A 13,960-nucleotide genomic window follows, 5' to 3' on the forward strand; every position below is an offset into this window, starting at 1 on the left:
GACGCGCCGGCCAGCCGTTCCCTGTGCCATGGATCTTCAGGAAGGCACCGGTCCGGTGTGATTGAATTGGCGATAGGCAAATTGCAAACTCCAGGGCGCGTAAACATAGTGCAGCGCTCGCCCGACTGCAGTGCCGTCGGCTCGCGGGCGGACTTTATCGCCCAGTTCCAGCGTGACAAGGACCAATAGCGCCGCCTTGACGTCGGAGTAGCGGTCGCGTGGCAAGAGCCCGGCCGCAATGCTCCGAGCCAAGTCCTGCTTTTGCGGCGGCAGGCTTGCCAGGGATGCGGTAGCAAGCGCGCAGTATCCGCTGCCCTTCGAGGCTAGCCACCATAACTGCCATTTTTTCGGGGAATTCATCTTCAGAAAGTCCTTAAGTCTTTAAGTCTTTAAGTCGTTGTCGGCGGGGAGCGCTAGGGCAAACCGTTGGCAGTGCCGTCGTCAACAGCTGCTCGCAGCGATCACTGGTAACTCATCGTGAACGTAGCGATGCCTTTTGCCACCCCCGGCGTTACAGTGGATGAGGTCTGCACATAGCGTGCCTTGAACGGGATCGTCACCGGGACATTGCCGTACTGCCCAATGAACCACTGATTCGGGTTGTTGCTCCGGGAAGAATCGGGGCCGTAGCTGACCAGGCTATCGTCGGCGCCGCGCAGTACCTGAATGCCGACTCCCGATGCGTTGGAGTCCCGCGACAGGGACATCGTGCTGGTTCGATTCGCCCAGTTGCTGCTGTCCGTCATCGTGATGTACATCCGCGTGGACGTACCCTGCGTGCCCCCCGAGCACTGCAGCCGAATCTCGAACGGCTGCGCGGCGGTGGTCGTGCCTACGCCCTTGAGCGCGTAGAGCGGAATCTTGCCGAGCGGCACCGAGACGGAAGGCGTCAGCACCTTGCATGCCGGGACCTGCGGCTTGATGGGGAGCGAACCGGTGATGAAGACACGTCGGATGACCTTGTTGCCGTGGTCGACCAGCGTAGTCGTGCCGATTTCGCCCGTCAGTTCCCCAGCTGCTGTGATCGGACCTGTCTTGACCAGTTCCACCGTGAAACTCCCGCCTCCCACGAACTGGTTGTCACGGGCGGAATAGTAGTACTCTTGTGGCCACCATGCATCGATACCGCCCATGATGCGCACTCCTACACCGGCAACCGGAGTTGCATAAGTGTTGAAGCGCCCTGGCGGCCCTTTCCCGGCATAGACGGCCCTGCCAATAGCGCTCGTACACGTAACCACTGCTGAGTCCCCCGTTGCCTGTCGGCTGGAGGAAAAAAGAACCGTGCCGTCCGGAACGGTAGGGTCAAACGTGGGGGGCGACCAAGCGGGAATATTGACGGTCATATAGTCTTTGCCGGTGCTCAACGTGCAGGCCGCCCGTGCCTCCGAAACAAAAAGGGCAACAGATAGAAAGACGGCTGCAGTGCAGCCAAGCATTGCCGTCCAACGCTGCGCGGCACTTTTCTGATCAATGGGAATCGTTCGTGGCATCTTGATACTCCTTACCCTTCCTTACGATTTTCGGCACTGGCAGGGAGAGCCAGCGCATTGGCGATCATTGGTAGCTCATCGTGAACGTAGCGATGCCTTTTGCCACCCCTGGCGTTACGGTGGATGAGGTCTGCACGTAGCGTGCCTTGAACGGGATCGTCACCGGGACATTGCCGTACTGCCCAATGAACCACTGATTCGGATTGTTGCTCTGGGAAGAATCGGGGCCATAGCTGACCAGGCTATCGTCGGCGCCGCGCAGTACCTGAATGCCGACTCCCGATGCGTTGGAGTCCCGCGACAGGGACATTGTGCTGGTTCGATTGGCCCAGTTGCTGCTGTCCGTCATCGTCATGTACATCCGTATGGACGTACCCTGCGCCCCCCCCGAGCACTGCAGCCGAATCTCGAACGGCTGCGCGGCGGTGGTCGTGCCTACGCCCCTGAGCGACTTGAGCGGAATCTGGCCGAGCGGCACCGAGACGGAAGGCGTCAGCACCTTGCATGCCGGGACCTGCGGCTTGATGGGGAGCGAGCCGGTGAGGAAGATACGTCGGATGACCCAGTTGCCGTGGTCGATCAGCGTAGTCGTGCCGATTTCGCCCGTCAGTTCCCCACCCGCCGTGATTGGACCTGTCTTGACCAGTTCCACCTTGAATTCCCAGCCGTCCTGGAACTTGATCCATGGGAGGAGAAAATACTCCGTCACCTCTTGTGGCCACCATCCGTCGATGCCGCTCCTGATGCGCACACCGACACCGGGAACCGAGGTTGGATAAGTGTTAAAGCGCCCTGGCGTCCCTTTCCCGGCATAGACGATCCTGCCAACAGTGGGAAAACAGGCAACAACCGCTTCGATTCCCGTTGCCATTCCAGCGGAGGAGAAAAGAACCGTACCGTCCGCAGCGTTAGGGTCGAACGTAGGGGCCGACATAGCGGGAATACTGATGGACTGATAGTCTCGGCCGTCGCTTATCTTGCAGCCCGCCCATGCCTGCGAAACAGGAAGGGCAAAAGATAGAAAGATGGCTGCCGTGCAGCCAAGCATTGCCGTCCAACGCTGCGCGGCACTTTTCTGATCCGGCCGCCGGGACCGGATCAGCGCGGAGCGCCCGGACGCCGTGGCAAATTTCAGCAGCGGAACGGATCCCGCCAGCGGCGCCACGCGCTGGCTCGTCTCCTTGAGCTCGACATCGGTCGACAAGCCCTTCGGATCGAGCTCGATCATGTTCATATTGAACGGCGTCAGGTACGGCACGATCGCGTAGCCTCGGCTATCCACCCGAACGCCCGACGCATTCGTCACGCGCGCGCCGGCCGCGCCGGGCGCTTCGACGATCGCGAACGTCTCCGAAAGCGGCTGCGACAGCGTGATCCCGCCGCGATGCGCGACCATGGCGCCGCGCGCCGTCACGGAGCCCTGCTGGTAATCCGCGCCGGCGCTGGCGCTGGCGCTGAGTTCGGCAATCGGGCTGCGGTACATGATGTTGCCGCCGCCGTTCGTCGTCGCGCTGCCGTCTCCGGAGGCGTGATTGGCGTTCAGGCCGTATGAGAAATTGTTGTCCACGCCGGCCGAACCGGAGAGCGACGATTGCAGCTGGGTTTGCCCGCGGCTATCGCGCATCATGTTCCCGCTCAGCGTCATCGGGGTCTTGCCGCCCAGAGGAATCGTCACGCCGAGGTAGTACAGCGTGCTCTTCTTGCCGTCGGGGTTGCTCCGACGTGTCGCCGAGACGCTGTAGGAAATATTCTTGTAGGCATTGCTGTAGCCCACCGAATAGCTCACGTCAGAGCCGCTGCGGTTCCAGTACGTCGACGCGGACGTGGTCGCATTGATGTTCCCGCCGCGCTCGCCGAGTCGCTGGTTGAGTGTCAGCGAGGCCCGATTCCGTTGCCGCAGGACGGTGTCGATCGAGAGCCCGCGCTCGGCCTGCTCGCGAGCGAGCATGGCATCGTTCAGCCCGAAGAACCCGGCCGTCGAATAGCGGTAGGCTGCAATCGACACGTTCGTGCCGGTCGGCACCACGTTCTTCGCATAGCTCAGCCGCACACTGGAGCCGTCGAACTGCTTCACGCCCGGGATCGACGTGCGGGCTTGCGTGATGTCCGCGCCCAGCGCGCCGAACGAGGTATTGAGCACGCCGCCGCCCATCGCGGACAGGTAGCCTTCGGCAGCGGTGAAGCCGCCGTAGCCGGTCAGCATGTTGGTGAAGCCGTGCTGCCAGGTGCCCTGGGTGAAAAGCGGATTCTTCGAACTCTGCTGATTGCGCACCGCGCCCGCCACGAAGCTGTAGCGGCTGGTGCCGGGACGCAGCGAAAGCGGCACAGCCGCATAGGGCACGGAGAACGAATGCACGGAGCCGTCCGCTTCCTTGACGGAGACGATCAGGTCACCGCCGTAGCCGGTCGGATAAAGATCGTCGATTTCAAACGCACCCGGCGCGACGGTGGTTTCGTAGAGCTTGACGCCGTTCTGTGAAACCGTGACCCGCGCGTTGCTGCTGGCCACGCCGCGTACGACCGGCGCGTAGCCGCGCAACGAATCCGGCAGCATGCGGTCGTCCGTGTAGACGCGCACGCCGCGGAACTGGGTCGCATCGAACAGGTCTCCCGAGGTATAGGATTCGCCGATGACGAGCTGCGACGACAACGACGGCAGGCTCCGCTGCGCGTAGGTTGCGATATTCTGGTACTTCTGGCGCCCCTTGTCATCCAAGGTGTACGACCCGTCATGCCGGAAGTGCCAGCTCCCGAGGTTGAAGCCCGTGTTCAGGCCCAGATACCCCTGGGTTTGCACGCTGCTGCCCTGGCTCCTGGAACTGTAGACGTTGAGGTTGTAGCCAAGCATCCCGGCAGCGACGCCGGCATCCCATTGACCGGGGTCGACATGCCCGCGCGCGTTACGCGCGAGCGAGATCTGCGGAATACTGAGGCCGAGCCGCTGTTCGCTGAAATCGAAACTGGTGCTCGCGTCCGGGATGGCTTGCCCGAGACGAACGCATGCGTCCGGTTCGGCGAGCGAGACCTTCACATGGTGAGGCAACTTGCCGAGATCGACGCCGGCTTGCTTCAGCAGCGCTTCGTTGAAGCAGGGCTGGGCTTCCGCCGTACCGGGCACGGCCTTGAACGGAACACTGGCGCGCCCCACCCAGTTCTGATCGACGTAGATATCGACACTGTACGTTCCGGGCTGGACGGTATTGCCCCGCTTGAACCTCGACAGGTCCACGGTTTCGCCGCTGCTGTTGAGAAAGCCGCTCTCGAACTCGACTTGCGCGAGCTGTAGTTGCGCGACTTGCAATGCCTCCCGTGTTCCACCATCAGCGTTCGCGTTGCTTTGCCAGCCGGCCAGGCTGGTCAGGAGCAAAGCGCATAGTGGCCGCAGCTGCGGCATCTGGCCAATGTCGGAATTCGGACGCTGAATCGGCGGCATACAAAACACTCCGGGAATAGATTATCAGACGATCATTGTGCGGAGCACGACATCGGATCTGCGGTCCGACCTTGCCGACCGACGTAAGTACGTGATGCACGGGCGCGCGACGCCTGCTCATGCGAGATGTCTGTTCGCCCAGCGGTGAGGCTGGTCACGACGCGCTAAGCGGGGGGGCTAGTTCCGTGGGTCGATGGCGACGGGCTGTTCCGTATTCCTGCCGCCGCCCCAATCGTCGATGCTGCTGTATTCGACCGTCGCATCCGCGGCGGGCATCGATGCCAGCCCGTTGACCGTAAAGGTCTGCGACGCGCCGGGCAGCACATAGCCCATGCCTGCATCGAACGTCTTTCCGCCCATCTTCAACTGGACGCTGCCGAGGCTGACGACATAAGGGCTCGGGTTGACGGTCTTCAGGACATACTGGTTATCTTCAGGGCCCCTGGCGACGTGCCATTTGAGCTGTGCGGGGGCGTCCTCAGCCTTGCCCGGCAAGCCGGCCGGCCGGTACAACAGTTTGATTCGTGTGCGAAAGGCAACCTGAAGACGGTTGCGATCCTCTTCTTCGGCGGAGGGCTTCGGGGGGACGTCCAGTACGTTGAGCCAGAACAGCGATTCCTTGTCAGTCGCCATCGGCTCGTTGGTATGGATCACGCGCAGGGTCTGGCCTCTGCCCGGCTCGACGCGGAACATGGTCGGCGTGAGCGTGAACGGTACCTCGATCTTTTCCGGCGATTCGTCTTCTTTTCCGGTATCGATCCAGGTCTGAACCAGGGATGGGAGTTTTCCATCGTTGTTGAGCTTGATGGTCATCTCGCGCTCTTCGGCGGGAAAGACGAGACGCGTGCCCGATATGACGATCGTTGCATTCGCCATGGTCGCAACCGATGCCGACACAATTGCCATCACCTTCAATAACTTCGGAACGTTGAATGTCATATGAATGTCCTTTGGGTTGATACCTCCTGTCGCAAGCCGCCGGCCGGCTCCCGGCCGGCGGCTTGCAAAGCTGGTACGATCAATCCCCGGAAACCAGGGATCCGGCTTTGCGCTTAGGGGTAGACCATCGTGTATTGCACGAACGAGTTCGCCTTACCCGCCGTTGCCACACCGGTTGCGATGTATTCGGCGGCGTAGCTCATCTTCGCAGTACCACTCGTGCCGTCGATGGTCACGACCTGCGAGTTCTGGGTGCCAGTGGCCGCACCCACCTTGATCGGCGCGAACGCATCGTTGAGCAGGGCGATTTCCACGTTCTCCGCGGCATCGGTGCCTTGCAGCTTCAGGCGGCCGGTGTCAACGTTGACGGACGGGCCGTTTTCGAAGGAGACGGAGACCTTTGTCGGGGCGTCTTTGGTGACGGCGCAGCCCGTCAAGTTGAGGACGAAAGGCGTACGGCCGCCGGTGGCGCCGGCCTTGGACAGTGCGCTGGTGGACACGCTCGGCATAGGCACGGCCAGATTGTTGGTGCCGCCGTTGATCTTGCAGGTCGAGGCGATCACGCTGCCGGTGAAGTCGATCTGGCCATCGGCGGCTTGTGCCGAGCCGGCTGCGGTCATCAGGCCTGCCGTTGCGAGGGCGATTGCCAGGATTTTCGTTTTCATTTAAATTTTCCTCTCAGAGGTTGGAAAGAACGCCTTATATAGAGTCACTCAGATCCTGCGAGTGAATGGCTTTATATTCAGGCATGGTCGAGACTACGCACCCTTTACGAGGAGTATCTCGGTACAGCAGGACTCACAGCCGGTGCTGTGGATGCCCCAGCATTTGGGAAAGCAGCCAGAAGATGACGGGTGGCCGCCGCGACTGCAATTCATCAATGCCGGCCATGACTGATATCAAGGCCATATCTGATGAGGTCGATATTGCTGCGTATGCCGAGCTTTCGCATGGCGCTCATCTTCTGGCAGCTTATTGTTTGCTTACCCTTCTTGAGAAGGGCCGCGATTTCACCGATGGTCATCCCCGATATATAGAGGCGCATAACCTCCGATTCACGGGGAGAAAGCGGTTGCGATTGTTCGGTATCGGCCTGAAAACAGGCTAATGCCGCTCGGACCTGGGGAGAAACATATTCGCCGCCAGAAGCGCAGACGTGTATCGCGGTGACTACCTCACCTGCATCGTCATGCCGCGCCAGGATTCCCGAGACACCAAGGGACAATACCGACTTGATAATGGCGGGCTGCTTGTGGCTCGTCAGGACGACCACTTTCACTTTTGGGTGAAGACGCCGAAGACGAGAGAGGTAGTGCAGTCCATCGCCAGAGCTGTTTCCGCGGATGGAATAATTCGTGACAACAACGTCACATTGGGTGCCGGATAATGTACTAAAGAGTTCTGGCGACGTTTCACACGAAGCCAAGATGGTTATCTTCGAAATTGAATTGAGTGCGCATTTCAGGCCATCCAGAACTAATGGGGTGTCGTGGGCCAGAACAACGCCTATATTGAATTTACGCATATTAACCTTGGCGCCTTTTTGCAGATTAAATAGTTTTCCCCTGTGTCGATGTCGGTATGTGGGCTTGCGATCTATGTATGATGAACGATTTTCGTTATCAAAAAAATCGGACGAGTACGAAATTCCTCTTCGCAACTAGGACATGTCCTAGGTTTTTAGAATTGTTAACATTTTCTTGCTCAACTTTCAGCGATCACGATTCGCGCTGATCGCCCGGGCATGTCCCGCGATGCCGGCCACGCCGTTCCATCAGCTTCGAGCGGTGTGCCATCCTTGCGGGCTCGACGCAGCATGGAAAGGAAGGGGAGTGCGGTTGCCTATGCGAAAGCGAAGGCGCTAAGGGAGAGGCCCAGACCACGAGTCGTCGGGAATCGCGGCGACCCGCTTTACTTCAACGTGCAAGGCGGCGGCAAGCGCCAGAGCCACAGGCGGGCATCAGCCTGCGGAAAAGAAGCGTGCTATGGCATCTCGCTGGATCGCGGGCGAGATGAGATAGCCCTGCGCCCTGTGGCAGCCGAATTCCTGAACAATACGCAGTTCCGCTTCCGTCTCCACGCCTTCCGCGACAACGGTCAGGCCCATTTCGCGCCCCAGCTGCACCACGCTCGAAAGGGCGGCGCGAAAGGCATCGATCATGATGGCGTCCCTTACCATGGACCGATCCAGCTTCAGCTCCGTGAAGGGCGTCGCCACCAGTCGATAGAACGAACTGAACCCGCTGCTGAAGTCATCCTGCGCCAGGCCGAAGCCGTGCATGCGCAATCGGCATGCGCCGGCGTAGTAGTTGCTCTCCTGCGCTTCCATGGTGTCTTCGGTCAACTCGAAACAGATAAGACCTGGATCGCCGTTGCATGCCTTCACCTGCGCCTGCAATCGATCGGGAAGATCCGGGTCATCGAGCAGCTTTGTCGTGAGGTTCACGGAGACGGCAATATCGTGGCCGGATTCGCGCCACTGTCTTTGCGCGGCTAGTGTCTGCGCCAGCATGGTTTGCAGCAAGCGGTCCTCAAGTCCCTCACGCTCGATGGCGGGCAGGAAAACACCGGGCAGCAGCAGGCCGAATTCCGGGTGTTCCCAACGCACCAACGCCTCCGCCGCATGGCCCAGGTCTTGGACTAGTGCGTATTTGGGCTGGAACCAGGCTTGCAGTTCGCCGTTTTCCACGGCGCAGATCAGGGTGTCGCGGTCAAAATCCTGGATCTTGCCTGGGCGGACAGGACGTGCGCGCCTGACACTCTCGATATACGCGTCAAGCGCAGCATTCACGCCGTCCTGCGCGAGCGGCTTCGGCAACGTAGCCATCACCGCGATGCCCAGCGATTCGGCCACCTTGCGGGCGCCGACCAGTATCGGCCCCGGTGCCGCACTGGTGATCACCAGGGCCGGTGCGCACGCGGACGCAGGCAGGCTCTGGATGATCTGGATGCCGTCAACGCCGGCTACATTGAGGCCGGTGACGACCAGGTCGAAGGCGCACTCGCCCAGGCGCCGCAAGGCTTTGGCTCCGTCGACATAGCCTTCGACATGATGTTGGCCCTGGCATGCGAACATCTGCATCGTGGTGCAAAGGTGCCGAGGACTTTCTTCCACGACCAGGATGCGATGACGGCGCGCGCTGCTCGAGCCCGAGGGCTTGGCGTGGGCGCGCGTACCACAACGGTTCATTGCATTGGCATGAGGTTGGGCTTGATGAAGCGCGAGGGAATCGAGAAATCCTTTCATACCGACAGGATACGAGGATGGCCGGCATTTAAGAATCGGACGAGTCCGAATCGAGTGGATGGCGACGCGCTAGCCATGCCCGGTGGGCAAGAAAATAGCCATCTGCAGGGATCAGACGCCATTTACATGATTTGATTCACGCATCGCCGCGAAAAATATGCTCCATAATCATCTTCGATGGTTGGGTTGGAACCCTTGGCGTTGTGTGGCCTGATAATCGCGGTTTGTGGTGACTTCGCGATATTTGCCATTCGCACTCGGGGCCTTGTGCAAATTTCTACAAGCGTTGGCTAAATGTAAATGGACGACTTTCATTTGCGCGTCATGGTCGCGGACGACCACCCTGTCACGTTGCTTGGCATTGCCCATTCGCTGCGGGGGGCCAGCGGGATCGAGGTAGTGGGGACAGCCTCGAGTTCGACGGAACTGATTGACGCCCTGGATCAGGAGCCGTGCGACGTCCTGGTACTCGACTATGTCATGCCGGACGGTAAGTACGGCGACGGGCAGGCACTCATCTCGATGATCTTGCGGCGGTATCCCGAGGTCCGCATCGTGACCATCACCATGGTGGACGATCCTGCGGTGCTGGGTGCGATCCAGAAGCTTGGCGTGACTTGCATCCTGAGCAAATCCGATGCAATGGCGCATATCGTCACCGCCGTGCATGCCGCCCATACCGGCGGCCAGTACTTGTCGCCCACCGTCGTGGCCTTGCTCGACGATCAGGAAGCCTCGGGAACAACGCGCAAGCTGAGTGTGCGGGAGGCGGAGATCGTGAGGTTGTTCCGGGCGGGCTACAAGGTGGGCGAGATTGCCACCCAGCTGCATCGCAGCAAGCAGACCATCAGCGCGCAAAAGGTGGCGGCAATGCGAAAGCTCGGGCTTACGCGCGATGCGGATCTGATCCGTTACAGCGGCACCGAGACGCAGCAGGCGCCGCAAGACGGCCAGGAGCAAGCGTGATGCTTGCGCGGCAAGTGATGCCAGTTTCGCCGTGAAACCGAAGCCCCTTGTCGGGCCCGGCAAAGCGGGCGGCCGCCGTGAATTCAATCCGGAGTGGATGCGGCAGTATCAGCTTACCCTGCTGTACGGCGGTGGCACGGCGCTATCGGCTTTCATCCTGCTGTGCTCGGCGTTGGCCATGTGGATGGCGGGCAGTGACTACAATGCGGCAGAACGCGCAAATTTCCTGACGCAGGAATCCAGGCTCCTGGTCAGCATGACAGGGGCCGCCGCCATTCTGAAGCGGGGCATGGGCTATGCAGAAGGCGCGTGGGATCGCCAGGCACAGCCATCGGCAGCCTTGCGTGCGCTGTACCTTGCGCAAAACGGCGAACTGTCGGTCAGTTTGGATGCGCACCACCGGGCCTATGCCGTGACCACCGAGGTCAGCGACGCCAAGCCCGCATCGAGCTTCCTGCCACTGCTGGCAATGGTCGAGAAACAGCTCAACTCCAGCGTTGTGCTGACGCGCGCTCCCGAGGTTTCCGCGAACATCTATTTCTATTCAGTACAGGGGGATTTCCTGGCGACGCTGCTCCGCTCGGGAAGCGGCTCCACCGTGCCGGCGTCACGGCTGCCCGATGCGCTCCGGTTGTTCAGGGCGGCCTGGCCAGACGTTGTCAGCCTCGTGCAGGCGGCTGCCGCCCATCCCGAAGCCACGCCGGCAGACGTGATCTGGATGGCACCGCGGTTTGATCCGCTCTCGGGCGAGCTGATGGTCCGCTTCGCACAGTTCCTGTTCGACAACGATCGCAAGCCGCTTGGCATCATCGTCGCCAACAGGCGTCCGGGCCGGTTCCTGAATGGCCTGCAGAATCCGCTCGATGGGGGCGAGTTCGCCATTCTCGATGGGCAAGGCAAGATACTGTTTACGCCTGACGGCGATCGGGGCGCCTTCATCGAGCGTGTGGCAGCCGCGCATGTCGCCGCGGCGCGGCCGGGCGTGCAGCAGACCTTCAGGAATGGCGTCTTCAAGATCAGCGAGCGCATTCCGGGGACGGACTGGACCTTCATTTACGCTTATAGCCCTTACACCATCCTGGCGGGCCTCAAGTATCGCCTGCTGACAATCGGCGGCCTTGGCGTGGTGGGATGGCTGTTGCTGTGGATTCGCATTGCCATCTATCGCCGCAAGATCCTCATCCCGGCCTATCGGCGCGCGGTGCGCTTGAAGGAGAGCCAGAAGCTCAATCGCGCGCTGATCCATATCGCGCCCGTGGGCCTTAGCCTGCTTGCGCAGGCAGATGGCCGCGTGATCGTGGCCAACAACGTGATGGCCCGCTATGCCGGGCAGGTCAGCGCGCCGCCGCTGAACCAGCGCATGTGGGAACTCTATCGCCGCGCGTCGCAAGCGCTTCCTGACCGGAACCGGCCATTGATTGGCCAGGAGTTGACCCTTGGCGCGGACTCGCAGGACTTGACGCATCTGCTGGTGAACTTTACCCACGTCAGCTATCGCGGGGCGGCGGCAGTGCTTTGCGCGTTGCATGACATCAGCGCGCAGAAAAAAACGGAGCAGAAGCTCAGGGAGGCGCGCCAGGCGGCTGACCAGGCTAACAAGGCGAAATCCACGTTCCTTGCCACCATGAGCCACGAGATCCGTACGCCGCTGAATGCCATGATCGGCAGCCTGGAACTCATGCGGCACTCGCCGTTGCCTGCCGGCCAGCGGCGAAGGCTGGAGATTGTCGAGTCTTCGTCCGCGTCGCTGCTTCGCCTGATCAATGACGTGCTGGACGTTTCCAAGATCGAAGCGGGGCAGTTGACGTTCGAGTCCATCCCGTTCCGTTGCGACCAACTGCTGCAAGACGTGCGCGACACCTTCGCGCCGCTTGCGCAGGCCAAGGGCCTCGCGCTGACTTGCGAAGCCTCTGCTGGCGTCGCCGCCTGCTTCCTCGGCGACCCGACGCGGATCCGGCAAGTGATCGCCAACCTGGTCGGCAACGCGATCAAGTTTACCGAATCGGGCCATGTGGCAATTCGCGCCACCATGGTGCAAGACAACGACGCCCCCGTAGTGCAGATCGAGATCGCGGATACCGGCATCGGCATGGACCCGGCCGCTGTCCCCACATTGTTCGCGCTTTATACGCAGGCTGACAGCTCCATCCATCGGCGTTACGGTGGTACCGGCCTCGGGCTGCCGCTGTGCCGGCGCATTGTGGACGCGGTGCAAGGCCAGCTTTCGGTCGACACCGCGCTGGGGCAGGGCAGTACCTTCACGGTCAGGTGGCCATTGCAATGGACGGAGCAGCCCGCCCGCGGGCCGCGGGATGGCGGCGCGACGTCCGGCAAGGCTTCGGCGGTGCCAGGCGCGGTGACGGTGGTGTCCAACAATGGCGAGCCGCCCATCCGCGTGCTCGTCGCGGAAGACCACCCGGCAACCCGTATCATGCTGGCCGACCAGCTCGAACAACTCGGCTTTGAAGCGACGATTGTCGAAAATGGCGAGAGGGCACTGGAGGCACTTGCGCAACGGCAGCATGACATCGTGCTGACGGACATTGGCATGCCGGTCATGGATGGCTATGCACTGGCATCGGCTATCCGGCAGCAGTACCCGGCCTTGCCTGTCGTGGCAATGAGCGCGCACAGCGCACCGGAAAAGTCGCCCGGCAACCTGGAATCGTCGATGCCCACGGTGCTGATCAAGCCGTTGTCCTTGGCGGTGCTGGGGCGTGTTCTGCGGGCACATGCCGGGAGAAGCGAGCCGGGGGACCCCGATGGCGCCACGACTTCGGCGGCTTTGCAGATTACCCCGCAGGTGTGCGAGGCGATGCATGCCGCCACGCGGGCTTCGCAGGCGGCGATTGCAGATGCCTTGCAGGCGGACGACGCCGGCGCGGTCCTCAATGCACTGCACTCGCTGAGCGGCGGCTTCGCACTGGTGGGAAATGCGACCCTGGCGGAACTATGCATCGGCCTGCAGCACCTGGTTCGCAGCGAGGGGCTTGAGAGCTTTCAGGTGCTCTGGCCAGCGTTGCAGCAGGAGATGGAGGAGGCTCTGGACGCCTTGAGTACCTGAGTCAAAGGCGGCTTCACTCCCCTCATGCTGAGAGGGGAGTGAAGCCGGGCGCCGCTGGAGGCGGAGCCGAAGCTCTTGTCCGGCACGACGGCATCCGGCGCCACCGCTTGTTCCTAAGTTTCCACGTGTTCCTATGCCCGCGTCTGGCCCGCGGTGGCAGCTTGCGCCGCGCGCCGCACAGCCGCCGGGTAGCGCACGGTAAAGATCACGGCCCCGGCGAAGGCGGCCACCGTGGCCGCGATATCGATCCACAACGGGATCGCGCTGACATATTCCGCCGACGCGTCGGCGGCCACCATGATAGCCAGCGCCAGGACCCACGCCAGCGTGATGTGGCGGTTCACCGCCAGGAAGCGCGGCGCATTCCAGTATTCCTGCGGCACCCGCTCGCGCGCATATTGCAGCGTGAACGGGCGTCCGGTGACCAGCGAGATCGCCACGATCGCGAACAGGCCGGCGTCCACCGCGAGGCGCACCGTGGCTACGGTCCACTGCGGCGTGAAGACCGCGGTGTAAAGCACCAGCACCGCGAACAGTGCAAGGCTGCCGACCTCCAGCACCTTTAGCGATTCTCCGCGCCGCCAGTTGCGCAGGCACATGACCAGCGAGACCGCGCAGGCCGCGCCGAGTCCGGCCAGTGGCGACCCCAGTCGCATGGCAATGAAGAAGGCGAGGAAAGGGGCAAATCCGGTCAGCATTCCCATGCTGGTCTCCTTGGGGCGTGATGCGGCACGATCCGTGTCGTGCCGTCTGGTGTGAACGAATGTGAGCGAATAGGGGGGCAACGCTGCGCCTGGCGCCGGATCTGTCCGCGGCGA

10 protein-coding genes and 1 pseudogene are annotated in these 13,960 nt (G+C 61.6%); 2 read left to right on the top strand and 9 right to left on the bottom strand.

What is annotated here, in order from left to right; all coding sequences use genetic code 11:
* Nucleotides 1-36: 36 nt before the first annotated feature.
* The 8 genes and pseudogenes from OR16_RS43530 to OR16_RS16895 all read right to left on the bottom strand — a co-directional run bounded on the left by OR16_RS43530 (nucleotide 37) and on the right by OR16_RS16895 (nucleotide 8,767).
* Complete coding sequence (locus OR16_RS43530; RefSeq protein ID WP_085961299.1) at nucleotides 37-360, bottom strand: hypothetical protein; 324 nt, start codon at nucleotides 358-360, stop codon at nucleotides 37-39.
* Between the two features lie 101 nt (nucleotides 361-461).
* On the bottom strand, nucleotides 462-1,493 hold the full coding sequence (locus tag OR16_RS16870; RefSeq protein WP_100227900.1) for a fimbrial protein: 1,032 nt from the start codon (nucleotides 1,491-1,493) through the stop codon (nucleotides 462-464).
* A 64-nt stretch (nucleotides 1,494-1,557) separates the two neighbouring features.
* Nucleotides 1,558-2,541: a fimbrial protein gene (locus tag OR16_RS45875; RefSeq protein WP_337459844.1), complete on the bottom strand. Its 984-nt coding sequence runs from the start codon at nucleotides 2,539-2,541 to the stop codon at nucleotides 1,558-1,560.
* A gap of 30 nt (nucleotides 2,542-2,571) precedes the next feature.
* Nucleotides 2,572-4,926: pseudogene (locus OR16_RS16875) on the bottom strand (fimbria/pilus outer membrane usher protein); the annotation flags it as partial.
* Between the two features lie 177 nt (nucleotides 4,927-5,103).
* On the bottom strand, nucleotides 5,104-5,865 hold the full coding sequence (locus OR16_RS16880; protein WP_006159153.1) for a fimbria/pilus periplasmic chaperone: 762 nt from the start codon (nucleotides 5,863-5,865) through the stop codon (nucleotides 5,104-5,106).
* 113 nt (nucleotides 5,866-5,978) lie between these two features.
* Nucleotides 5,979-6,530 (bottom strand): fimbrial protein, encoded by a 552-nt coding sequence (locus tag OR16_RS16885; protein ID WP_006159154.1) that lies wholly within the window; start codon nucleotides 6,528-6,530, stop codon nucleotides 5,979-5,981.
* 212 nt (nucleotides 6,531-6,742) lie between these two features.
* Nucleotides 6,743-7,390: a response regulator transcription factor gene (locus tag OR16_RS40465; RefSeq protein ID WP_043420018.1), complete on the bottom strand. Its 648-nt coding sequence runs from the start codon at nucleotides 7,388-7,390 to the stop codon at nucleotides 6,743-6,745.
* A 435-nt stretch (nucleotides 7,391-7,825) separates the two neighbouring features.
* Nucleotides 7,826-8,767 (bottom strand): EAL domain-containing protein, encoded by a 942-nt coding sequence (locus OR16_RS16895; RefSeq protein ID WP_158001365.1) that lies wholly within the window; start codon nucleotides 8,765-8,767, stop codon nucleotides 7,826-7,828.
* A 645-nt stretch (nucleotides 8,768-9,412) separates the two neighbouring features.
* On the opposite strand from OR16_RS16895, the gene OR16_RS16900 reads away from it, so the two are divergent.
* Nucleotides 9,413-10,078: a response regulator gene (locus tag OR16_RS16900; protein ID WP_006159157.1), complete on the top strand. Its 666-nt coding sequence runs from the start codon at nucleotides 9,413-9,415 to the stop codon at nucleotides 10,076-10,078.
* Nucleotides 10,079-10,175: 97 nt separating this feature from the next.
* Entirely contained in the window at nucleotides 10,176-13,142 is a 2,967-nt protein-coding gene (locus OR16_RS16905) for an ATP-binding protein (protein ID WP_006159158.1), read from the top strand.
* 131 nt (nucleotides 13,143-13,273) lie between these two features.
* Here the strand turns inward: OR16_RS16905 and OR16_RS16910 are convergent, their stop codons facing one another.
* Nucleotides 13,274-13,846 (bottom strand): hypothetical protein, encoded by a 573-nt coding sequence (locus OR16_RS16910; RefSeq protein ID WP_043420020.1) that lies wholly within the window; start codon nucleotides 13,844-13,846, stop codon nucleotides 13,274-13,276.
* Nucleotides 13,847-13,960 lie beyond the last annotated feature (114 nt).

This window comes from Cupriavidus basilensis OR16, assembly GCF_000243095.1.
Taxonomy (GTDB): Bacteria; Pseudomonadota; Gammaproteobacteria; order Burkholderiales; family Burkholderiaceae; genus Cupriavidus; species Cupriavidus basilensis_D.

Coding starts and splice junctions, on each gene's coding strand:
- OR16_RS45875 (WP_337459844.1), bottom strand. CDS start 2,541: ATGCTTGGCTGCACGGCAGCCATCTTTCTATCTTTTGCCCTTCCTGTT.
- OR16_RS16900 (WP_006159157.1), top strand. CDS start 9,413: ATGGACGACTTTCATTTGCGCGTCATGGTCGCGGACGACCACCCTGTC.
- OR16_RS16905 (WP_006159158.1), top strand. CDS start 10,176: ATGCGGCAGTATCAGCTTACCCTGCTGTACGGCGGTGGCACGGCGCTA.
- OR16_RS16870 (WP_100227900.1), bottom strand. CDS start 1,493: ATGCCACGAACGATTCCCATTGATCAGAAAAGTGCCGCGCAGCGTTGG.
- OR16_RS16885 (WP_006159154.1), bottom strand. CDS start 6,530: ATGAAAACGAAAATCCTGGCAATCGCCCTCGCAACGGCAGGCCTGATG.
- OR16_RS16910 (WP_043420020.1), bottom strand. CDS start 13,846: ATGGGAATGCTGACCGGATTTGCCCCTTTCCTCGCCTTCTTCATTGCC.
- OR16_RS40465 (WP_043420018.1), bottom strand. CDS start 7,390: ATGCGTAAATTCAATATAGGCGTTGTTCTGGCCCACGACACCCCATTA.
- OR16_RS43530 (WP_085961299.1), bottom strand. CDS start 360: ATGAATTCCCCGAAAAAATGGCAGTTATGGTGGCTAGCCTCGAAGGGC.
- OR16_RS16880 (WP_006159153.1), bottom strand. CDS start 5,865: ATGACATTCAACGTTCCGAAGTTATTGAAGGTGATGGCAATTGTGTCG.